Genomic DNA, 21,308 nt, shown 5'->3' on the forward strand with positions numbered 1-21,308 from the left:
CCTCAGTACTGCGTGTACTTGACCCAGTCGTAGGTCGCGGTCTTCTGCCCGGAGTAGCGGAACGGCCCGAGCCAGCTGTCGACGCCGGTCCCCGGCCACAGGTTCATCATGATGCGCTGGGGCCGCGTCGGCAGCGGGCCGCGCGAGCCGTTCTCCTGGTGCACGAGGCGGCCGTCCACGAACCAGTTGATGGTGCCGCCGCGCCACCACTCGATGGCGTAGTTGTGGTAGCCGGCCGCGGCGTCGAAGCCCAGGTTGATGACCGTCTCGTGCCCGCCGACCCCGTTGGTGAAGTAGTTGGTCTGCATCTGCCAGGTGTTCTTGCCGAGGATCTCGACGTCGATCTCGTCCCAGGGCTGGCCGTCGCTCGGCCCCGTGTAGGTGAAGAACGAGCTCACGAGCCCCGACCCGGACGCCGCCTTCATGCGGGTCTCGAAGCGCCCGTAGGAGTACAGGTCGTTGGTCCGGTACTCGCCCGAGGCGTACGGCTTGCCCGAGCAGCCGCCCGGGCAGGAGTTCGTGTCCAGGTTCAGGCCCGTGACCCCGCCGTTGTGCCAGACGTGGTCGGCCCGCCAGCCGGCGTTGAACATGCCGCCGTTGCTCCAGCCGTCGGCCTTGTGCCAGCGTCCGCCGTTGTGCGAGTCGAAGTTGTCGGTGAAGCTGCCGCCGATGGCGGCCTCCGCGGGAGCCGTGGCCGCCGGCGCGACCGCGAGCCCGGCGGCGAGAGCCAGGGCCAGGAGCAGGCGGTGCGGCGTCGTGCGGTGCTGCGTCGTCGTTGATCGCATGAGTACCTCCATCGGTACGGGGATGTGATCCCGGCACGGGGCCGGGGTGGTCCCGGACGGGCCGACGCCGGTGCGCGGCCCGCCCGGAGAACTGCCCGGCGCTACGGCCGGTGCGGGCCGGCCGCCGGCCGCGCGAGCTCGATCAGCTCACGCGCCTGCTGGGTGAACCACTGCCCGGCGGCGGGGTCGACCATCCCGCGCTCGGGGTCGTCGGGCCCGCCGAGGCCGCGGAAGCACTCGCCGTCGGACTCGCCGGGGATCTTGATCCACAGGAAGGCGTCGGCGAGTTCCGTGCCGGTGTCGGCGGTCGGGGGCAGGCCGAGGCCGCGGTCCGGCGGGTTGCACCAGGTCTCGGCGTCGGGATAGACGCCCGCGGGCGGTGCCCAGGGGCCCTGCCCGTTGCGGCTGGTGTCGACGACGAAGTGCGTCGTGGCCGGGGTGTCGCCCAGCGCGGCCGCGTAGCGCGACTCGATACCCGCGGTGTTCAGCGCCGGGTCGGTCGCGTCCGGGCTCCAGACGCCCTGGTGGGAGAGCGCCACGCCGGTCCAGTCGTTGGCCGGGCCACCGTTCCAGTACTGGTTGCCGCAGTTGGCGAAGTCCCCGGGGGCCACCTCGGTCCCGTAGGCGATGCACTGCGAGATCCAGGTGCCGTACGCGACGTTGTTCTCGGTGAGCAGGTAGTTCGACGCGTTCAGGAAGAACCCGTCCGCGCGTGCGACGCCGGCCTTGACGAGCCGGTCGGAGATCTCGCCCACGTTGAGCCAGGCCGGGTTCGTGCCGTCGAGGTAGACGACGGCGTTCGGCTGCTGCCCCAGGCGGTCGACCGCGTAGTTGAGCATCTCGAAGCGCTCCGCCGTGGCGTCCCGGCCGGTGGTGGCCGGGTCGTACTCCGGCGGCCGGCAGTTCTCGAGCTGCCCGTCCAGCGTCGTGTACCAGGGGATGACGCCGAGGCCGTCGGGCTCGAGCACGACGACGGCCTTCCGGTCCCCGATCCCCGCGGCGAAGCCGTCGATCCACGCCTTGTACTCGTCGACGCCGGCCGCGCCCCCGGCCGAGTAGAGGGCGCAGTCGCGGAACGGGATGTTGTAGGCGACCAGGACGGGAACCTTCTCGCCGGTGCGCCTGACGAGCCTCCGGACGTCGCGCTCCACCTCGCCGGGCGCGCCCTCGGTGAACCAGGTCGCGCTGGGGTACCTGCTCAGCAGGAGAGCGTCCTTCTTGGCCTGCCCGCGCAGTTCCCGGGCGACCTCCTTCGTGGAGCTCAGGGGGTTCGTGAAGAACTCGGTCTCCGGTGTCACGACGTCGTTGCTCGCGGCCGCCGGGCCGCCGCCGAGCAGGGCGGCGCCGAGCGCGCAGGTCGCCAGCGCGGCCAGGAGCCGGTGGTGTCTTGGTGTGGCCATGCGGGAATCTCCCAAGGTGTCTGCGAGCGCGTCATCGCGTTCTCGCTGGGGGGCTGCACATCCTGGAAATCAGTGGAAGCGCTTCCAGTTCGTCCATGATCGAGGCAGCCGACGACGCTGTCAACCCCGGTCCGCTCCCGTCCGCCGCCGCCCGGCGGCCCGCGGGACCGCGCTTCTGCCGGCAGCCGACTAGGCTCGTTGCCCATGTGGAGTCTCGGCAAGCGCAAGCCCGTCACGTATCTGCTCGGGGAACCGGTGGACGACTACCCCGCCCAGGTCCCCGAGGCGCGCCGCGGCCGCGTCCTGCGGATCACGGAGATCGGTGAGCCCGTGCTGCACACCCCGACCCGCAAGGTCACCGAGTTCTCCACCCCCGAGCTGACCCGGCTCATCGACGACATGTTCGCCACCATGGAGGTCGCCCAGGGCGTCGGCCTGGCCGCCACCCAGGTCGGCTCGGACCAGCGCGTCTTCGTCTACGACCTCACCGACGCCCACGGCGACCGCCACGTCGGCCACGTCCTCAACGCCGAGCTCACCATGGACCTCACGGCCGACCCGGAGGAGGAGGACGAGGGCTGCCTCTCCGTCCCCGGCGCCTACGAGCCCCTGGAGCGCCCGGGCGCCGCCACGGTGCGCGGCGTCGACCGCGACGGCGCCCCCGTCCAGCTCAGCGGCACCGGCTACCTCGCCCGCTGCTTCATCCACGAGACCCAGCACCTGGACGGCACCCTCTACTGGGACCACCTCACGCCCGACCTCCAGCAGGACGCCCTGCGCCAGCGCGACGAGGAACGCGCCGACGTCCTCGCCCAGCGCCACGAGATCGCGGTGGAACTCGGCAAGAAGCCCGCCGAGTACCCCGCGGAACCGGCGGGCGGCAGGTAGCGACGACCGAACGGGACCTCAGAAGTGCGGGCCGTCCGACCCGTGCTTGAGGTTCCGGATGGGCCGTGTCACCACGTCGATGCGATCGACGAGCCCGGCCGGCCCCGTGACCACCAGCGCGCGGTCGGCCAGCGGCGCGTACACCGCGATCACGTCCCGCACCGCGACCGCGGTGGCCACCACCGGCCGCCCGTCGACCAGGTACTCCAGGGCGTCGCTCGGCACCTGGTCCACCTCCGCGACGATCGCGCGCATCGCGCTGCGGTAGTCCTGGTAGGCCTCGGCGAAGTCGAACGGATCCGTCGCCTCCCCGATCTCGCTCGTGTCGATGTCGGTGTGCAGCGGCGCGGCGAGCGCGCCGCTGCACGCGGCCCGCACGACGTCGTCGATCTGGTCGCTGAGCGCGGGCACGCGCAGCGTCTCGACCTCCAGGACGTCCCCGCCCACGGTGCGGTACGCACGCACGAAGCGCTCCTCGGTGGGGTCGACGGGATCGATCGCCCCCGTGATCTCCTCGTCGACCAGGTAGAGCCCCCAGGTCAGGGGGTCGTGCACCTCGCCGACGACGCCGGAGAACCGGGCGAACCGTGCGACGATCTGCTCCCACTCGGGCTGACGACCGGCGTCGTCCGGCATGTTCCCTCCCCTGCAGCTCCTACCGGAAGCCTGCCGTGCCCCGGGCGCCCGGTCAACGCAACCGCGCCGACACGCCGTCGGACATCGCGGACGACGGCGTGTCGGTGGACAGCCCTTGACAGCCGTGCTCCTCGCCGTCCATTCCCCTTCACGCCCCTGGCGAACATGGGCACATGTGGCCCCGCCGGGCCGTTGCGAGCACATAGAGTCGATAGCAGTCAGGCTGTGTCGTCCGCTGGGCCCCTGTGGTTCAAGCCGGCCACGGGGCGCGGCGAACGCCGCCCGCGCGTGAGGAGTTGATGATGTTCGAGAGATTTACGGATAGGGCCCGCCGGGTCGTCGTCCTCGCCCAGGAAGAGGCGAGGATGCTGAACCACAACTACATCGGCACCGAGCACATTCTCCTGGGACTCATCCACGAGGGTGAGGGCGTCGCCGCCAAGGCGCTGGAGTCGCTGGGCATCTCGCTCGACGGCGTGCGTACGCAGGTCACCGAGATCATCGGCGAGGGCCAGCAGGCTCCGAGCGGGCACATCCCGTTCACGCCGCGCGCGAAGAAGGTGCTGGAGCTGTCGCTGCGCGAGGCGCTGCAGCTCGGCCACAACTACATCGGGACCGAGCACATCCTGCTCGGCCTCATCCGCGAGGGTGAGGGCGTCGCAGCTCAGGTCCTGACGAAGATGGGTGCGGACCTGAACAAGGTGCGCCAGCAGGTCATCCAGCTGCTGTCGGGCTACCAGGGCAAGGAGCCGGTCTCGGCCGGCGGCCCGGCCGAGGGACAGCCCGCGGGCTCCGCCGTCCTCGACCAGTTCGGGCGCAACCTCACCCAGGCCGCCCGCGAGGGCAAGCTGGACCCGGTCATCGGGCGCTCCAAGGAGATCGAGCGGGTCATGCAGGTGCTGTCCCGCCGCACCAAGAACAACCCGGTGCTGATCGGCGAGCCCGGCGTCGGCAAGACGGCCGTCGTCGAGGGCCTGGCCCAGGACATCGTGCGCGGCGACGTGCCCGAGACGCTCAAGGACAAGCAGCTGTACACGCTGGACCTGGGCGCACTGGTGGCCGGCTCGCGCTACCGCGGTGACTTCGAGGAGCGCCTCAAGAAGGTGCTCAAGGAGATCCGCACCCGCGGCGACATCATCCTGTTCATCGACGAGATCCACACCCTGGTGGGTGCGGGTGCCGCCGAGGGCGCGATCGACGCCGCCTCGATCCTCAAGCCGATGCTCGCCCGCGGCGAGCTGCAGACGATCGGCGCGACGACGCTCGACGAGTACCGCAAGTACGTCGAGAAGGACCCGGCCCTGGAGCGCCGCTTCCAGCCGATCCAGGTCGCCGAGCCGTCCCTGGAGCACGCGATCGAGATCCTCAAGGGCCTGCGGGACCGCTACGAGGCGCACCACCGCGTGTCCATCACGGACGCCGCGCTGGCCTCGGCCGCGACCCTCGCGGACCGGTACATCAACGACCGCTTCCTCCCGGACAAGGCGATCGACCTGATCGACGAGGCCGGTGCCCGCCTGCGGATCCGCCGCATGACGGCGCCGCCGGAGCTCAAGCAGCTCGACGAGCAGATCGCCGACGCGCGCCGGGACAAGGAGTCCGCGATCGACGCGCAGGACTTCGAGAAGGCGGCGGGCCTGCGCGACAAGGAGAAGCAGCTCACGCAGCTGCGCGCCGACAAGGAGAAGTCCTGGAAGTCGGGTGACCTCGACACGGTCGCGGAGGTCGACGAGGAGCTGATCGCCGAGGTGCTGGCGATGTCCACGGGCATCCCGGTGGTGAAGCTCAACGAGGAGGAGTCCGCGCGGCTGCTCAAGATGGAGGACGAGCTGCACAAGCGCGTCGTGGGTCAGGAGACCGCGATCAAGGCGCTGTCGCAGGCGATCCGCCGGACGCGTGCGGGCCTGAAGGACCCGAAGCGTCCCGGTGGCTCGTTCATCTTCGCCGGCCCCACGGGTGTCGGCAAGACCGAGCTCGCCAAGGCGCTCGCCGAGTTCCTCTTCGGGGACGAGGACGCCCTGATCCAGCTCGACATGTCCGAGTTCTCGGAGAAGCACACGGTCTCGCGGCTGTTCGGCTCGCCGCCCGGGTACGTGGGCTACGACGAGGGTGGCCAGCTCACCGAGAAGGTGCGCCGCCGGCCGTTCTCCGTCGTCCTGTTCGACGAGGTGGAGAAGGCCCACGCGGACATCTTCAACTCGCTGCTGCAGGTCCTCGAGGACGGACGTCTCACGGACTCCCAGGGTCGCGTCGTCGACTTCAAGAACACCGTGATCATCATGACCACGAACCTCGGCACGCGGGACATCGCCAAGGGCGTTCAGACCGGCTTCAACGCCGGCGGCGACCTGGTGACGTCGTACGAGCGCATGAAGGCCAAGGTCAACGAGGAGCTCAAGCAGCACTTCCGGCCGGAGTTCCTCAACCGTGTCGACGACACGATCGTGTTCCCGCAGCTCACCCAGGACGAGATCATCCAGATCGTCGACCTGGAGATCGCCAAGCTGGACAACCGCCTGCGCGACAAGGACATGGGCATCGAGCTCACGCCCGCCGCCAAGCACCTGCTCGCCGAGAAGGGCTACGACCCGGTCCTCGGGGCGCGGCCGCTCAAGCGGGCGATCCAGCGGGAGATCGAGGACACCCTGTCCGAGAAGATCCTGTTCGGCGAGCTCAAGGCCGGCCAGACGATCGTGATCGACGGCGAGGGCGAGGGCATCCTCGGGGAGTTCACGTTCAAGGGCGTGACCCGGGGCCGCCGCCGCAAGCCGGCGGAGGCGGAGACCCAGGCGGTCCCCGCGGGCGCGGGCCTGGCCCCGCGCGACCTTCCGCCGTCGGGCGAGATGATCGCGGGCGCGTGATCGCCTGAGATCGACGGATGGGCCGGCTCCCTCGGGAGCCGGCCTTTCTGGCATGCTGGTCGAATGGATTCGACGAGGAACCCGAAGGACCTTCTCTTCATCGGCGGGGGCGGGATCATCTCGCACGCCTCCGTGGCGCGGGCCGTGGCGCTCGGGCACCGCGTCACGGTGCTGAACCGCGGTCTCGACTCGACGCGGCCGGTCCCCGGCGACGTCGAGCGGCTCGTCGCCGACGCCGCCGATCCCGCGGCCGTCGCGGCGGCGATCGGCGACCGGGAGTTCGACGCCGTCGCGCAGTTCCGGGCGTTCTCGCCCGAGCACGTCCGGCAGGACGTGGCCCGGTTCGCCGGGCGGACCGGGCAGTACGTGTTCATCTCGTCGGCGTCCGCCTACCAGACGCCGCCCGCGCGGCTGCCGGTCACGGAGTCGACGCCGCTGCGCAACCCGTTCTGGCAGTACAGCCGCGACAAGATCGCCTGCGAGGACCTGCTGGTCCGGGAGCACCGCGACAACGGCTTCCCCGTGACGATCGTGCGGCCCTCGCACACCTACGACCGCACGCTGCTGCCCACCACGGGCGGCTGGACCGACGTCGCCCGGATGCGCGCGGGCAAGCCCGTCGTCGTGCACGGCGACGGCGCGTCCCTGTGGACGCTCACGCATACCGAGGACTTCGCGGTCGGGTTCGTGGGGCTGCTCGGCAACCCCCTCGCCGTCGGCGACACGTTCCAGGTCATGGGTACGCACGCGCCCACCTGGGACCAGATCTACACGTGGCTCGGCCGGGCGGCCGGCGTCGAGAACCCGGAACTGGTCCACGTCGCCTCCGAGACCATCGCCCGGGTGCTGCCCGGCGAGGGCCCGGGCCTGCTCGGCGACAAGACCCACTCGATGGTCTTCGACTGCGCCAAGCTCCGCGCGCTCGTCCCGGAGTTCGCCACGACGATCACGTACGACGACGCCGCGTTCGAGCAGCTCGCCTGGTACGACGCCCACCCGGAGGCCCAGCGGGCCGACCCGGTCCTGGACGCGGCCTTCGACCGCCTGGTGGCGCACGCCCGAGCGCTCTGACGAGCGCCCGGCGCACCGGTCACGAGATCAGGCCGGCGGCGGGGCGGTCGACTCCCGCACGATCAGGTCCGTCGCCAGGTTGAGGCGGGGGACCGCGGGGGCGCCGCCCGCCGCCATCTCGAAGAGCATCCGGGTGGCGGCCGCGCCCATCTCCATCAGGGGCTGCCGCACCGTCGTCAGGGGCGGGCTCATCCAGGAGGCCAGCGGGAGGTCGTCGTAGCCCACGACCGACAGGTCGCGGGGGACGCTCAGGCCCAGCTCCTGCGCCGCGCGCAGGATGCCCATCGCCTGCATGTCGGACCCGGCGAAGATCGCCGTCGGGCGGTCCGGTGCCGACAGCATGCGCAGGGCGTGCTTGTAGCCCGCCTCCACGTAGAAGTTGCCGTGCGCGACGAGCGCGGGGTCGTGCGCGATCCCCGCCTCGTCGTGCGCCGAGCGGAACCCGTCGAGCCGGGCGCGGCTGCAGAGCATGTCTGTCGGCCCGCTGATGCACGCGATGCGGCGGTGGCCCAGCCCGATGAGATGCCTCGTCGCGAGCAGCCCGCCGTTCCAGTTGTCCGACCCGACGGACGGGACGTCGGCCGGGGGCTCGCCGTCGGTGTCGACGACGACGTACGGGATGGATCGCCGGTCCAGCTGCTGGTGCTGCGCCTCGGTGAGGTTGGCCGCCACGAGGACGACGCCGAGCGGCGGGCGGGTCATCGTGGTGTCGAGCCAGTCCTGCGGGGGCCGGTGCTCCCCGCCGAGCTCCGACAGGATCACGCTCGTGCGCTGTGCGCCCGCCTCGACCTCCACGCCCCGGATGATCTCCATCGACCACCCCGATCCGAGCCGGTGGAACACCAGGTCGATCAGCCCCCCGGCCTTCCGCGCGGGCGCGGCCCGGCGACGCCGGTACTGGTGCCTCTCGAGCGCCGCCTCCACGCGCTCCCGGGTGCCGGCGGCGACGTCGGACCTGCCGTTCAGCACCTTCGAGACGGTCGGCACCGAGACCCCGACCTCGCGCGCGATCGTCGCGATGGTGGCGCCCCCTGCCGGTGGGGGTGGTACCGCTCCCGCACTCGCGGGTGTTGTGGACATCTCGCGGAGGCCTCCTTCTTCCCAGAACTTTCGCGCAACTTTCGAGGCTGACGCTACACCCGGTCGCCCGCCTGCCGGAACCGGGCCGCGGGCTCGCGCCCCGGAATCCCGGTGCGCCTCCGGCGTCGTCGGACCTGCGGTTGCCCGATGAATTGCCCGATGCCGGATCGTGACCGGAAGTTCCCGGGGGAACGCTTGACTCGATGTCGGGGCGAGCCCTACTGTCCCGTTCAGTGGCTATCGGCAAACCGGCCGATAGTTTCGGAAAAACGTTATCCACGACGACGTGGTACCGGGGGCCCGCGAGGGCTCCGTCACGACGACGTGACCGGAGGGATCGATGGCACGAGCAACGGAGACGGCCGGCGGATCATCGCCGCCCGGGCTGACACCACTGGCCGGCGGGCCCGTGCCCCCGCGGGCGACCGCTCGCCGCGCCGGCACCGGCACGCCGCAACGGCTGCGGAACCGGGACACCTGGGCCGGCTCGCTGCGCCGGGACTGGCGGCTGTACACGTTCCTGATCCTGCCCGTGGCCTACCTGATCATCTTCCGGTACGTCCCGATGCTGGGGAACGTCATCGCGTTCCGCCGGTTCCAGCCGGGCGGATCGATGCTCGGCGAGGAGTGGGTCGGGTTCTACTACTTCGAGATGGTGGTCGGCGACGCGAAGTTCTGGCACGTCTTCGGCAACACCGCGATCCTCGGCGCGCTGACGCTGCTCGTCGTCTTCCCGCTGCCGATCGTGCTCGCGCTGCTGCTGAACGAGCTCCGCTCGCGCCGCTTCAAGAAGGCGGTGCAGACCATCACCTACCTGCCGCACTTCATGTCGGTGGTCATCGTGGTGGGCTTCGTCTACGAGCTGACCTCGCTGAACGGCACGGTGAACCAGATCGTGCAGGCGCTGGGCGGCGAGGCGATCTCGTTCATGCAGAAGCCGGACTGGTTCCGCACGATGTACGTCAGCTCCGAGGTGTGGCAGACGGTGGGCTTCGGCACCATCCTCTACCTCGCCACCCTGACCACGATCGACGACCAGCTCTACGAGGCCGCGCGCATCGACGGCGCCAACCGCTGGCAGCAGACCTGGCACATCACGCTCCCGGGCATCCGCCCCACCATCGTGGTGCTGCTCATCCTCAACACGGGCACCTTCCTCGCCGTCGGCTTCGAGAAGGTCCTGCTCATGTACAACCCGCTGACCTACCCGACGGCGGACGTGATCTCGACGTACCTGTACCGCGTCGGCCTCGAGACCGGCAGCTTCTCGTACGCGGCCGCGGTCGGCCTGTTCGAGGCGGTCATCGGGCTCACGCTGGTCCTGTCGGCCAACGCGATCTCGAAGCGAGTGGTGGGAGCTTCCCTGTGGTGACGACGAACCCGACCCCTGACATCACCCCCGACCTCGCCGCGGTCCGTACCGTGCCCCGGACGGTCAAGGACACCCCGGGTTACCGCGTGTTCCGCGTGGCCAACGCCGTCGTCCTCGTCCTGGCCTGCGTCGTGACGCTGTACCCGTTCGTGAACCTCGTCGCCATGGCGTTCAGCTCGCCGGGCGCGATCCTCGCGGGCGAGGTCAACCTGTGGCCGGTGGGCTTCAACCTGACCACGTTCGACTGGGTCTTCAACGACGAGAAGTTCTGGGCGGCCTACGGCAACACCGTCGTCCAGACGGTCCTGGCCACCGCCATCGCGATGGCGCTGACCACCACGATGGCCTACGCCCTGGCGAAGAAGCACCTCAAGGGGCGGCAGTTCTTCATCGGCCTGGTCGTGGTGACGATGTTCTTCAACGGCGGCCTCATCCCGAACTACCTGCTGATCACCAACCTGGGCATCAAGAACACGATCTGGGCGATCGTGCTCCCGAACGCGATCAGCGCCTTCAACCTGCTGGTCATGAAGTCCTTCTTCGAGAACTTCCCCGACGAGCTGGAGGAGGCCGCCGCGATCGACGGCCTGACCACCTACGGCGTGTTCCTGCGCGTCGTGCTGCCGCTGTCCAAGGCGGTGGTCGCCACGATGGTGCTGTTCTACGCGGTGTTCTTCTGGAACTCGTGGTTCCCGGCGTTCCTGTACCTCAGCGACGGGAGCCTCCAGCCGGTCACGCTCTACCTGCGCAACCTGCTCGCGGGCGTGACCGGCGCCGGCCTGGAGGCCGGTGCCGAGGCGGCGCAGATCAGCGCGAACATGCAGGCCGTCGCGATGCTCCTGATCGCGGCGCCGGTCGTCGCCGTCTACCCGTTCGTGCAGAAGTACTTCGTGACGGGCGTGATGCTCGGGTCCGTCAAGGGGTAGGTCAGCGGACGGCCGCCCGGGCCGCCCCTCGAAATCGATTCAGACCGACCGTCGAGAACGACGACGTTCACCACCGGAGGAAAGAAATCATGAGGATCAACCGCAAGGCAGCCGCGGCGGCCTCCGCCGCGGCCGCCCTGACACTCACGCTGACGGCGTGCGGCAACGGCGGCGGCGAGGGTGCCGACGAGACCGCGTCCGTCGACCTGGAGTCGCAGGTCGGCTACATGGAGGACTTCGAGGCCGGCACCACGTTCCAGGCGACCGAGCCGGTCGAGTTCGGCCTGCTGTACCGCGACCACCCGAACTACCCGTTCAAGGAGGACTGGGCGTTCGTCCAGCACCTCAAGGACGACAACAACGTCACGTTCGACTACGAGAACGTCACCCTGGAGGACCTGCAGCAGAAGCGCAGCGTGCTGATCGGGTCGGGCGAGGCCCCGGACATCATGCCGGTCACGTACCCGGGCGACGAGAACCAGTTCGTCAGCAGCGGCGCGCTCCTGCCGATCTCCGACTACGTGCAGCACATGCCGAACTTCCTGCAGAAGGTCGAGGACTGGGGCCTGCAGGAGGAGATCGACGCCCAGAAGAAGGGCGACGGCAAGTACTACATGATCCCGGGCCTGCACGAGGTGCCCAAGCCGCAGTACTCCATCGCCATCCGGCAGGACCTGTGGGACGACGCCGGCCTGGAGCACCCCAGGACCTGGGACGAGTTCGCCGAGCAGCTTCAGGTCATCAAGGACGAGAACCCGGACCTCAAGTACCCCTACTCGGACCGCTGGTCGATCAACGGCCCGATCGAGGCGACGATGCAGACCGCCGCGCCGAACTTCGGTACCGCGGCCGGCTGGGGCTACGGTGCCGGCCTGCAGTGGAACGAGGCCGACGGCAGGTACAGCTACGCGGGGGCGTCGGACGAGTACAGGTCGCTCGTCGAGTACTTCGCGGGCCTCGTCGAGGACGGTCTCATGGACCCCGAGTCGGTGACGCAGGACGACGCGTCGGCGATCGAGAAGCTCGCCAACGGCGAGTCCGCCGCGATCGGCACCAACACGCAGTCGATCATCGCGGAGTACGAGCCCGCGTTCGAGGGCGCGAAGAACAAGGACGCCGAGCTGGCGCAGATCGTCGTGCCGGGCGGCCCGGCGGGCGACCTCATCCCGGGCGGCACGCGCCGTGAGTCCGGCCTGATGTTCTCGGCCGACGCCGCGCAGGAGCCCGACTTCCTCGCCATGCTCCAGTTCGTGGACTGGCTGTACTACTCGGACGAGGGCCTCGAGTTCGCCAAGTGGGGCGTCGAGGGCGAGACCTTCGAGCGCGAGGGCGACAAGCGGGTCCTGGCGGACGACGTGACCTGGGGCGCCCTGAACGTCGGCGCCGACAAGCTGCTCAACGCCGACTTCGGCTACTACAACGGCGTGTTCTCCATCGCGCACGGCTCCACCGAGGACCTCGACAAGTCGATGATGGAGCAGGAGGAGATCGACTTCGTGGACGGCATGAACGCCACGAAGGAGGAGCTCCCGATCCCGCCGTCGCCGCTGTACGACGAGATGGAGCAGGAGCAGGCGGGCCGTCAGCAGCAGGCGCTGCAGGACATCGTCTTCCAGAACACCTCGGCGTTCATCGTGGGCGAGCGCTCGCTCGACGAGTGGGACGCGTACGTCGCCGAGCTCGAGGGCGCGGGCATGACGGAGTACGTCGACCGGGCCAACGCGGCCGCGGGCGTCACGGAGTGACCTGACCCCGAGAGACGGACCCACCGGTCGCGAGGCAGGGCCTGTCGCGGGCCCTGCCTCGCGGCCCCCCACCATCGAGGAGAGAAACGTGAATCGGATCGTCGTGCCCGCCCAGGCGGCGGGCCGGCTGGGCGACGCCTGGCGCCACTGCGTCGGGACCGGGCGCTTCAACCTGGCCCTGCGGCAGGACTACCAGGAGTCGCTCGCCCTCGCGCAGCGCGAGATCGGCTTCCGGTACATCCGGGGCCACGGCCTGTTGTCCGACGACGTCGGCGTGTTCCGCCCGTACGACGCCGCCGGCCACCGGGGCACGCGGTACGCCTTCACCTACGTCGACCAGGTGGTGGACGCCTACCTGAGCCTGGGGGTCAAACCCTTCCTCGAACTGGGTTTCATGCCGGAGGCGCTGGCCTCGGGTACCGACACCGTCTTCTGGTGGAAGGGCAACATCACCCCGCCGCGCGACCACTCCGAGTGGGCGCGTCTGGTGCGCGCGGTGCTGCGGCACCTGATCGACCGCTACGGGCTGAGCGAGGTCCGCACCTGGCCGGTCGAGGTGTGGAACGAGCCCAACCTCCATGTCTTCTGGAAGGACGCCGACCAGGAGGCGTACTTCCGGCTCTACGAGGTCACCGCGAAGGCGGTCAAAGAGGTCGACGCCGAGCTGCAGGTGGGCGGCCCGGTGCTCTCGCCCGGCGCGGACGACTGGTGGGAACCCTTCGCCGAGTTCGTGACCTCCCGCGACGTGCCCGTCGACTTCACCTCGGTGCACGCCTACACCTCGGGACCCGCCGAGCACGTGCCGTTCGGCGTCTACCAGGCCCTGCGCCCGCCCCGGAACCTCCTGGAGCAGTTCGCCCGTCCGAAGGAGCTGCTCGCCGGCACGCCGCTCGCGGACCTCCCGCTGCACGTGTCGGAGTTCAACACCTCCTACCGGCCGGACAACCCGATCCACGACACCGCGTACAACGCCGCCTACCTGGCGCCGGTGCTGGCGGAGGGCGGCGACGTCGTCGACTCGTTCTCCTACTGGACCTTCAGCGACGTCTTCGAGGAGGTGGGCATCCCGACGTCGTTCTTCCACGGCGGCTTCGGCCTGCTCACGCACCGCCAGGTCAGGAAGCCGACCTACCACCTGTACGCGTTCATGGCCCGCATGGGGCAGGAGATCCTGGCGCGCGGCGCCGACCACCTGGTCACCCGCGACGACGCCACCGGCCGCGTGACCGTCCTGGCCTGGCAGCCCGTGGGCGGCACGGACGCCCCGGCCGAACCGGACCGCCACGAGCTCAGCCTCAGCGTCCCGGTCCCCGCCGCCGCCGGCGGGCGGGCGTTCGTCGTGCGGTACGACGTCGACACCGAGCGCGGCAACGCCTGGCACGCGTGGGGGGAGATGGGCCGCCCGGCCTCGCCGTCGTCCCGGCAGCTCGACCTGCTGCGGGATCTCGCGGAGCCCGCCCGGACGGCGTCGTCGTCCCCCGTCACGCCTGCGCCCGACGGCGCCGGCACCGGCCGCGTCGACCTCGACCTCGTGCTCGGGCGGCACGGCGTGACGCTCGTCGAGATCGACGTGGTGCGGGACGAGACGCCGGAATGGCTCGACGACAGCCGCGTCCTCGGGACGTGACCCGCGCTGCCCTCGCACGTGATCTCACGCTTGTGACCAGCACCATCGGTTCGTAGAAAGGACAGGGACAACGATGTCGCACCACCACAGCCGAACCAGTGACCACCCGGCCGGGGACTCCCGGACCAGCCCGTCGGCGCTCAGCCGGCGTGTCTTCCTCGCCGCCGCCGGGGCGATCCCGCTCGCCGGGGCTCTCCCCGTGCTTCCCGCGGGGGCTGCGGCCGGCGTCGCGACGGCGGCCCGGCCCGTCGTCGTCGACGTCGCCGCGCGGCGCCAGACCATCCAGGGGTTCGGCGGCATGAACCACCCCGTCTGGCGTCCCGACCTCACCCCCGAGCAGCGCGAGACGGCGTTCGGGAACGGGGCGGACCAGCTCGGCTTCACGATCGTCCGCATCCCCGTCCCGGAGGACCGCGCCAACTGGGAGAAGGTCGTCGAGACGGCCCGCTACGTGAACGTCCGGGGCGGCAAGGTCATCGCGGCCCCGTGGAACCCGCCCGCGGACCTCGTCGAGACCTTCGACCGCGACGGCACCCCGGGCAACCGGCTCCGCCACGACGCCTACGGGGCCTACGCCCGGCACCTCAACGACTTCATCGCGTTCCTGCGCGAGAACGGCGTCGACCTGTACGCCATGTCGATCCAGAACGAGCCGGACTACGCCCACGGCTGGACCTGGTGGACGCCCCAGGAGCTGCTGCGCTTCATGCGCGACCACGCGGGGTCGATCCAGGCCCGCGTCATGGCGCCGGAGTCGTTCCAGTACGTCAAGGCGACGTCGGACCTGATCCTGCAGGACCCGCAGGCCCTCGCGAACCTCGACATCCTGGGCACCCACCTGTACGGGATCCCGGACGACTGGTTCGCCTACCCGCTGTGGGACCAGAAGGGCGCGGGCAAGGAGCTGTGGGCCACCGAGATCTACCACCCGAACAGCCGGGACGACGCCGACACGTGGCCGCAGGCCCTCGACGTCGGCGAGAACATCCACCGGACGCTCGTCGACGGCGGGATGCAGACGTACATCTGGTGGTACATCTGCCGGTACTACGGGCCGCTGAAGGAGAACGGGGTGATCAGCAAGCGCGGCTGGAACATGGCGCACTGGTCGAAGTTCGTCCGGCCCGGGTACGTGCGCGTGGACGCGACGGCGCAGCCCGCCGACGGCGTCTTCACCTCCGCCTTCGTGGGCGGTGGCGGCGTGGTCGTCGTGGCGGTGAACAAGGGGACGACGGCGGTCGAGCAGCGCTTCGACCTGGGCGGGGCCGCTCGCTCGAACGTCGCGAGCTCCTGGCTCACGGACGCGACGCGCAACCTCCAGGTGCAGCCCGCGATCCGGACCAGGGGCGGTGGCTTCACGGCCGCCCTGCCGCCCGAGAGCGTGACGACGTTCAAGGTGAGGTGACCCCGGTTCAGGAGACCTAGGGCGTGGCCGGGGCCGATCCGGTCAGGAGCCGTCCCCGGCCCGGCCGGACCGGGCCGGGGACGGTACCAGTTCGGTCACACGTGGTTCCATCTCGGTAACGGACGCGAGATCAGGCCCCCTGCGCTGGTCGACCTGGATATCGTGCACGAACACCGAGACAGGGTGAAAACCCGAGGGGAGCCAGTGGGATGAGCGGCGAAGGGGGCGACAGCGCGGCGTCCGCCAAGGAGTTCGGCGAGGGACCGCTGGCACGCGTCACCAACGTCGTCTACTGGTATCTCGTGACCGGGCTGCTGATGGTGGTGGCCGCGTTGCCGGGCGCGGTGCCGATGCAGTTCCTGGAGAGCTCGCCGGGCAACGCCCCGGTGCTCGCGCTGTGCCTGGCGCCGCTCGGCCCGGCCTTCGCGGCGGGCCTGTACGGCCTGCGGGACCGGCGGCGGTCCGAGGGGCTGACGCCGGCCCGGTCGTTCTTCCGCGGATACCGGCTGAACTGGTCGGACGCGCTGTGGATGACCCTTCCCGGGCTGGTCTACGTGGCGATCGGGGGGCTGGGGGCGGGCGTCGTCGGCGACGGCGGCGCGCTGGCCGGCTCCGGCGTGGGCATCATCACCGCCGTCCCCGGCGTGTACCTGGGGCTGCTCATCGTGCTCGGCGTGGCGGTCGTGCTGTGGACGATGCACGCCCTGGTCATCGTGTCCTTCTTCAGCTTCCGGGTGCGCGACGTCGCGCGGCTGGCGGCCTACTACCTGTTCGCGCAGTGGCGGGTCACGCTGGGCGGGCTGCTGCTGGTGGTGGTCGCCGGGCTGGTGCTGCTGACCGCGGGCGACATCGTGGTCGGGGCGCTGGGGGTGGTGTGGTCGGCGGCGGTGCTGTGGAACCACGCGGCGTTGGTGAGCGACGTGGAAAAGCGGTTCGTTCGCCCGGGCGACGTCTGAAACTTTCCGTACCAGTCGCCTGACTGGTGGTTTGTCGGCATTTCTGGCACCTTAGGGGCATGCCGCAGACTCAGGGGGTAAGTCTCAGCTATCGCTACCTACGGGTAGCCATCGTCTCCATGGTGCTGGTGCTGTTCATCGCGCTGGCGCTCCAGATCGCCGCCGACCGGGCGGCGGCCGGGCCCGGGCAGGAATGGTGGTTCGCCTCCATCAGCACCTACTTCTACACGCCCGTCCAGAACGTCTTCGTGGGCGTGCTCTTCGTGGCGGGGATCTGCATGATCGCCGTCAAGGGGCGCGACGGCGGTGAGGACGTGCTGCTGAACTTCGCCGGGATGACGGCGATCCTCAGCGCGATGGTGCCGACGCCGCTCACGCCCGCCGGCTGCGCGGGCGAGCCGTACTGTCTCGACGTGCCGGAGCGTGTGGCCAACAACGTCCTCGCGCTGCTGCTCGCCGGGATCCCGGTGCTGCTGCTGGCCGCCTGGCCGCGCCGGGGCGACCTGGTGCGGGGTGCGGGCTGGGACCTGTGGCTGACGTGGCTGGCCTGGGGTGCCGTGGCCGCCTGGATGTCGCTGTGGCCCGCGGCGTTCCTGGGCTGGGCGCACTACGTCGCCGCGCTCGCGTTCTTCGCCTGCCTGATCGCCGTGGCCTGGGTGAACGGGCGGGACCAGCAGGTGACGGGCGGTCCCGGCGAGCGGACGCGCGGGCTGCGGCCGCAGGCGTACCGCCGCGCCTACCGGGCGATCGCGATCACGATGACGGCCGTGATCGTCGTGGGGCTGGCCGCGCTGGGCGCCGCGGAGTTCCTAGGGTGGCGGGCGCCGGCCCAGACGGTCTTCGTGGTGGAGGCGCTCCTGCTGCTGATCTTCGCGGGCTTCTGGATCCTGCAGACGATCGAGTTCTGGGAGATCGGCCTCCCGGCGAAGGCCCGCAACGGGGAATGACCCGGCGGGTCAGCCGCCGAACCACTGCTCCAGCTGTGCGGCGATCCAGTCGAGATCGGGATGGTCGGACGCGACCTTGAGCACGAAGGCCTCGTGCTCGTCGACGGTTCCCGCGGGATCGCGATGTCCGTTCACGCGGTACGTGGCCGCGACGATGATCCAGGCGAGCCGCTTGTTCCCGTCGATCAGAGGGTGGTTCCGGTTCACCGAGTCGAGCGTGGCGGCCATCTTGAGATGGATGCCCGGGTACAGCTCCTGCCCGTACGAGGACATGTTCGCGCGTGTCAGCGCGCCCTCGAGGAGCCCGAGGTCGCGGACGACAGGTTTGAACCCCTCCGCGGCCTCGAACATCCGCAGTGCGACGAGCGGTGTGACGAGGTGGGTCACTGCGCCAGCCGGTCCAGGAGCTCGCGGTCACGCCTGCCGACGTACTCGGCGGCGGCGAGCCAGTCCGACATGGACGGCGTCGACACCGAGTCGATGAGCTCACGGATGGCGCGCCGCGCCGCCTCGTGCTTGGAGATGCCGAGCTGCTCGGCGGTCTTGGCCAGGGCGGCGTCCTCGGCCTCGCTGAGTCGGAGAGTCATGGCCATGATCATGCCTTCCCTAGAAACATATCGCATCTCGAACGCGCGGCCGAAACGCCGCCGTGGCGACAGTGCCGTGGTATCACGATGGTAGCAGCGTGATACCACGGTGATACCACGATGTTAATCGAATCAATTCGGAGCCAGGGGTGTCGCCGTCGGCGGTGCGCGATTAAGTTGGCCGCGTCCATCTTTGGAAGCGCTCTCACCGAGGAGTCAGCGTGATACCCAGACAGCAGCGCCGCCGTCCGGCGGCCGCAGCGGTCGCAGCGATCGCCCTTACGGGCGTTCTGCTGACGCCGGCGGCCGCCCAGGCCGCGGACGGTACGGAACTACTGACCAACCCAGGATTCGACGGCGCACTGGAGCCCTGGTGGGTCGCCGGTGGCGTCGACTTCACCGAGTCCGCCGACGGCACCATGTGCGGCACCGTGCCCGCCGGCGGCAACCAGTGGGACGTCATCGTGGGCCAGAGCGGTGTGCCGATCACCACGGGCGACCCGTACACGATCAGCGTCGCGGCCAGCGCCTCGCCCGAGGCGTCGGCCCGGGTCATGGTCCCGGACCCGGCGGCCGACTGGCCGCCCCTCTACTACGCCGACATCACCCTCCGTGCCGACGGCCAGGTGTTCACCGAGGCGTTCGAGGTCGCGCAGAGCGCGGACAGCCAGGTCCAGATCCAGCTCGGCGGCAACGCCGAGCCCTTCGAGCTCTGCCTCGACGAGTTCTCCCTGCTCACCGGCGGCGAGATCATCGGCTACGAGCCGGACACCGGCCCGCGCGTGCGCGTGAACCAGGTCGGCTACCTCCCCGACGGCCCGAAGAACGCGACCGTCGTCACGGACTCGACCACGCCGGTGGCGTGGGAGCTGCTCGGGGCGGACGGCGCCGTCGTCGACTCCGGCGACTCGACGCCCGAGGGCACGGACCCGTCCGCGGGCCTGAACGTGCACACGATCGACTTCTCGGACGTCACCACGACCGGCACCGGCTTCACGCTGAAGGCCGACGGCGAGGTCTCGTACCCGTTCGACATCTCGGCCGACATCTACGACCAGCTGCGCGCCGACTCCCTCGGCATCTACTACACGCAGCGCTCCGGTCAGGAGATCGTCCCGGTCGAGGTCGACGGCGAGACGCTGAAGTCGGAGTACGCGCGTCCGGCCGGCCACGTGTCCCCGTTCGGCGGCGACGCCGTCAACCAGGGCGACGTGAACGTGCCCTGCCTGCCGCCCACCGGCGCGGTCGACGCGAGCGGCAACCCCGCCGCCGGCTCGAACGAGCACTACGGCGTCGACGGCTGGGACTGCCCCGAGGGCTACGCGATCGACGCGTCCGGCGGCTGGTACGACGCCGGTGACCACGGCAAGTACGTCGTGAACTCCGGCATCTCCGTCTACGGCCTGCTCTCGGCCTACGAGCGGACCCTGCACGCCGACCAGGTGACCGAGGGCGCGCTGGGCGACTCCACGCTCGTCATCCCCGAGCGCGGGAACGACGTGCCGGACATCCTCGACGAGGTCCGGCACAACCTCGACTTCATGCTGAGGATGCAGGTCGAGAACGGCACCCAGATGACGATCGACGGCGAGCAGATCGACGCGAGCGGCCTGGTGCACCACAAGATCCACGACGTCGCCTGGACGGGGCTCAACCTGCTGCCGAGCGAGGACCCCATGCCTCGCTACGTGCACCGGCCCTCGACCGCGGCGACGCTCAACCTGGCGGCCGCGGCCGCGCAGGGTGCCCGCCTCTACGCGGACATCGACCCCGCCTACGCGGACCAGCTGCTCGCCGCGGCCCGCAGGGCGTGGGACGCCGCGCAGGACCACCCGGGGATCATCGCGCCGAACTCGAACCTCGTCGCCAACCCGGGCGGTGGCCCGTACAACGACGGCGAACTGGGCGACGACTTCTACTGGGCCGCCGCCCAGCTGTTCCTGACCACGGGTGAGGCGCCGTTCGCCGACGCCGTGACCTCGTCGCCGTACCACGTCGGCGGCGCGAACGGCGACATCTGGCGGACCACCGGGTTCGACTGGGGCTTCACCGCCGCGGCCGCCCGGCTGGACCTGGCGACCGTGCCGAACGAGCTGCCCGGCCGGCAGGCCGTCGTCGACTCCGTGATCGCGGGTGCCGACGGGTACCTGGCGGACCAGGCGACCCAGCCGTTCGGCCAGGCCTACGCGCCGGCCCAGTACCAGTGGGCCTCGAACAGCTCGGTGCTGAACAACGCGGTCGTCATCGCGACGGCGTTCGACCTGACCGGTGACGCGAGGTACCGCGACGGCGCGCTGGAGTCGTTCGACTACGTGCTGGGTCGCAACGCGCTCAACAACTCCTACGTCAAGGGCTACGGGACGTACTTCTCGCAGAACATGCACAACCGGTGGATGGCGTCGGCCGACCGGCTGCCGGCGCACCCGGACGGCATGCTCGCGGGTGGTGCGAACTCCGACATCCAGGACCCGATCGCGCAGAAGAACCTGCAGGGTTGCGCCCCGCAGTTCTGCTACATCGACCACATCGACTCGTGGTCGACCAACGAGATGACGATCAACTGGAACGCGCCGCTCGGCTGGCTCTCGTCGTGGGCCGACGACATGGCGGGCGACGGCGGCTCCGAGCCGACGCCGACCCCGACCGAGCCGTCGCCCACCCCGACGCCGACCGAGCCGTCGCCGACCCCGACGCCCACGCCTGACGCCAGCTGCACCGCATCGCTGACCGTGGTCAGCTCGTGGGGCTCGGGATTCCAGGGCGTCGTCAAGGTCAAGGCGGGCGCCACGGCCCTGACCGGCTGGACGACGACGTTCGACCTCACCCCGGCCACCCTGTCCCAGGGCTGGAACGCGCAGTTCACCAGCTCCGGGTCCGTGGTCACCGCGAAGAACATGAGCTGGAACGGCAACGTCCCGGCCGGCGGCACGACGGAGTTCGGCTTCCTGGGCAACGGCAAGCCCCCGACATCGATCCCGGCAACCTGCACGGCAGGCTGACGAGACGGTAGCAGGGAGCCGAC

The 21,308-nt window shown here is 70.3% G+C and carries 17 protein-coding genes; 11 read left to right on the forward strand and 6 right to left on the reverse strand.

The window, feature by feature from the left end:
- Window positions 1-2 precede the first annotated feature (2 nt).
- Both bglS and ABD208_RS00420 read right to left on the reverse strand, forming a co-directional pair.
- A complete protein-coding gene (bglS, locus tag ABD208_RS00415; protein WP_344098687.1) occupies window positions 3-785 on the reverse strand; it encodes a beta-glucanase in 783 nt (260 codons plus the stop codon).
- Window positions 786-886: 101 nt separating this feature from the next.
- The gene (locus ABD208_RS00420; RefSeq protein WP_344098688.1) at window positions 887-2,185 is read right to left on the reverse strand and encodes a glycoside hydrolase family 6 protein; all 1,299 of its coding nucleotides are present in this window, start codon (window positions 2,183-2,185) and stop codon (window positions 887-889) included.
- 204 nt (window positions 2,186-2,389) lie between these two features.
- Between ABD208_RS00420 and def the strand changes: the two genes are divergently transcribed.
- Window positions 2,390-3,073 (forward strand): peptide deformylase, encoded by a 684-nt coding sequence (gene def, locus ABD208_RS00425; RefSeq protein WP_344098689.1) that lies wholly within the window; start codon window positions 2,390-2,392, stop codon window positions 3,071-3,073.
- 18 nt (window positions 3,074-3,091) lie between these two features.
- Here the strand turns inward: def and ABD208_RS00430 are convergent, their stop codons facing one another.
- The gene (locus ABD208_RS00430; RefSeq protein WP_344098690.1) at window positions 3,092-3,709 is read right to left on the reverse strand and encodes a hypothetical protein; all 618 of its coding nucleotides are present in this window, start codon (window positions 3,707-3,709) and stop codon (window positions 3,092-3,094) included.
- Between the two features lie 302 nt (window positions 3,710-4,011).
- Between ABD208_RS00430 and ABD208_RS00435 the strand changes: the two genes are divergently transcribed.
- Together ABD208_RS00435 and ABD208_RS00440 are read left to right on the forward strand one after the other, a co-directional pair.
- Complete coding sequence (locus ABD208_RS00435) at window positions 4,012-6,570, forward strand: ATP-dependent Clp protease ATP-binding subunit (RefSeq protein ID WP_344098691.1); 2,559 nt, start codon at window positions 4,012-4,014, stop codon at window positions 6,568-6,570.
- A gap of 63 nt (window positions 6,571-6,633) precedes the next feature.
- Window positions 6,634-7,641, forward strand: a complete 1,008-nt coding sequence (locus ABD208_RS00440) for an NAD-dependent epimerase/dehydratase family protein (RefSeq protein ID WP_344098692.1) — start codon at window positions 6,634-6,636, stop codon at window positions 7,639-7,641.
- A gap of 27 nt (window positions 7,642-7,668) precedes the next feature.
- Here the strand turns inward: ABD208_RS00440 and ABD208_RS00445 are convergent, their stop codons facing one another.
- Window positions 7,669-8,721: a LacI family DNA-binding transcriptional regulator gene (locus tag ABD208_RS00445; protein ID WP_344098693.1), complete on the reverse strand. Its 1,053-nt coding sequence runs from the start codon at window positions 8,719-8,721 to the stop codon at window positions 7,669-7,671.
- 340 nt (window positions 8,722-9,061) lie between these two features.
- On the opposite strand from ABD208_RS00445, the gene ABD208_RS00450 reads away from it, so the two are divergent.
- The 7 genes from ABD208_RS00450 (at window position 9,062) to ABD208_RS00480 (ending at window position 17,699) form a co-directional block, all read left to right on the forward strand.
- Window positions 9,062-10,093: an ABC transporter permease gene (locus ABD208_RS00450; protein ID WP_344098694.1), complete on the forward strand. Its 1,032-nt coding sequence runs from the start codon at window positions 9,062-9,064 to the stop codon at window positions 10,091-10,093.
- A complete protein-coding gene (locus tag ABD208_RS00455) occupies window positions 10,087-11,019 on the forward strand; it encodes a carbohydrate ABC transporter permease (protein ID WP_344098695.1) in 933 nt (310 codons plus the stop codon). The genes ABD208_RS00450 and ABD208_RS00455 overlap by 7 nt, the downstream gene beginning before the upstream one ends.
- An 89-nt stretch (window positions 11,020-11,108) precedes the next feature.
- Window positions 11,109-12,764, forward strand: a complete 1,656-nt coding sequence (locus tag ABD208_RS00460) for an ABC transporter substrate-binding protein (protein WP_344098696.1) — start codon at window positions 11,109-11,111, stop codon at window positions 12,762-12,764.
- 88 nt (window positions 12,765-12,852) lie between these two features.
- Entirely contained in the window at window positions 12,853-14,391 is a 1,539-nt protein-coding gene (locus ABD208_RS00465; RefSeq protein ID WP_344098697.1) for a GH39 family glycosyl hydrolase, read from the forward strand.
- 73 nt (window positions 14,392-14,464) lie between these two features.
- Window positions 14,465-15,796 (forward strand): glycoside hydrolase, encoded by a 1,332-nt coding sequence (locus tag ABD208_RS00470; RefSeq protein ID WP_344098698.1) that lies wholly within the window; start codon window positions 14,465-14,467, stop codon window positions 15,794-15,796.
- Between the two features lie 209 nt (window positions 15,797-16,005).
- Window positions 16,006-16,752, forward strand: a complete 747-nt coding sequence (locus tag ABD208_RS00475; protein ID WP_344098699.1) for a glycosyltransferase — start codon at window positions 16,006-16,008, stop codon at window positions 16,750-16,752.
- A gap of 59 nt (window positions 16,753-16,811) precedes the next feature.
- Entirely contained in the window at window positions 16,812-17,699 is an 888-nt protein-coding gene (locus ABD208_RS00480; protein WP_344098700.1) for a hypothetical protein, read from the forward strand.
- Window positions 17,700-17,708: 9 nt separating this feature from the next.
- Here the strand turns inward: ABD208_RS00480 and ABD208_RS00485 are convergent, their stop codons facing one another.
- Both ABD208_RS00485 and ABD208_RS00490 read right to left on the reverse strand, forming a co-directional pair.
- Window positions 17,709-18,086, reverse strand: coding sequence for a type II toxin-antitoxin system death-on-curing family toxin (locus ABD208_RS00485; protein WP_344098701.1), 378 nt, complete (start codon window positions 18,084-18,086; stop codon window positions 17,709-17,711).
- The gene (locus tag ABD208_RS00490; RefSeq protein ID WP_344098702.1) at window positions 18,083-18,286 is read right to left on the reverse strand and encodes a ribbon-helix-helix protein, CopG family; all 204 of its coding nucleotides are present in this window, start codon (window positions 18,284-18,286) and stop codon (window positions 18,083-18,085) included. Before ABD208_RS00490 ends, ABD208_RS00485 begins: the two co-directional genes overlap by 4 nt.
- A 221-nt stretch (window positions 18,287-18,507) precedes the next feature.
- Between ABD208_RS00490 and ABD208_RS00495 the strand changes: the two genes are divergently transcribed.
- Window positions 18,508-21,285: a glycoside hydrolase family 9 protein gene (locus ABD208_RS00495; protein WP_344098703.1), complete on the forward strand. Its 2,778-nt coding sequence runs from the start codon at window positions 18,508-18,510 to the stop codon at window positions 21,283-21,285.
- The last annotated feature ends 23 nt before the right edge of the window (window positions 21,286-21,308 follow it).

This window comes from Myceligenerans crystallogenes, assembly GCF_039529775.1.
GTDB lineage: Bacteria > Actinomycetota > Actinomycetes > Actinomycetales > Cellulomonadaceae > Myceligenerans > Myceligenerans crystallogenes.

What these genes read in the sequence shown, in the direction of transcription:
- bglS (WP_344098687.1), bottom strand. Translation starts at nt 785, where the DNA reads ATGCGATCAACGACGACGCAGCACCGCACGACGCCGCACCGCCTGCTC.
- ABD208_RS00450 (WP_344098694.1), top strand. Translation starts at nt 9,062, where the DNA reads ATGGCACGAGCAACGGAGACGGCCGGCGGATCATCGCCGCCCGGGCTG.
- ABD208_RS00475 (WP_344098699.1), top strand. Translation starts at nt 16,006, where the DNA reads ATGAGCGGCGAAGGGGGCGACAGCGCGGCGTCCGCCAAGGAGTTCGGC.
- ABD208_RS00430 (WP_344098690.1), bottom strand. Translation starts at nt 3,709, where the DNA reads ATGCCGGACGACGCCGGTCGTCAGCCCGAGTGGGAGCAGATCGTCGCA.
- ABD208_RS00480 (WP_344098700.1), top strand. Translation starts at nt 16,812, where the DNA reads ATGCCGCAGACTCAGGGGGTAAGTCTCAGCTATCGCTACCTACGGGTA.
- def (WP_344098689.1), top strand. Translation starts at nt 2,390, where the DNA reads ATGTGGAGTCTCGGCAAGCGCAAGCCCGTCACGTATCTGCTCGGGGAA.
- ABD208_RS00445 (WP_344098693.1), bottom strand. Translation starts at nt 8,721, where the DNA reads ATGTCCACAACACCCGCGAGTGCGGGAGCGGTACCACCCCCACCGGCA.
- ABD208_RS00420 (WP_344098688.1), bottom strand. Translation starts at nt 2,185, where the DNA reads ATGGCCACACCAAGACACCACCGGCTCCTGGCCGCGCTGGCGACCTGC.
- ABD208_RS00440 (WP_344098692.1), top strand. Translation starts at nt 6,634, where the DNA reads ATGGATTCGACGAGGAACCCGAAGGACCTTCTCTTCATCGGCGGGGGC.
- ABD208_RS00435 (WP_344098691.1), top strand. Translation starts at nt 4,012, where the DNA reads ATGTTCGAGAGATTTACGGATAGGGCCCGCCGGGTCGTCGTCCTCGCC.
- ABD208_RS00470 (WP_344098698.1), top strand. Translation starts at nt 14,465, where the DNA reads ATGTCGCACCACCACAGCCGAACCAGTGACCACCCGGCCGGGGACTCC.
- ABD208_RS00490 (WP_344098702.1), bottom strand. Translation starts at nt 18,286, where the DNA reads ATGACTCTCCGACTCAGCGAGGCCGAGGACGCCGCCCTGGCCAAGACC.
- ABD208_RS00460 (WP_344098696.1), top strand. Translation starts at nt 11,109, where the DNA reads ATGAGGATCAACCGCAAGGCAGCCGCGGCGGCCTCCGCCGCGGCCGCC.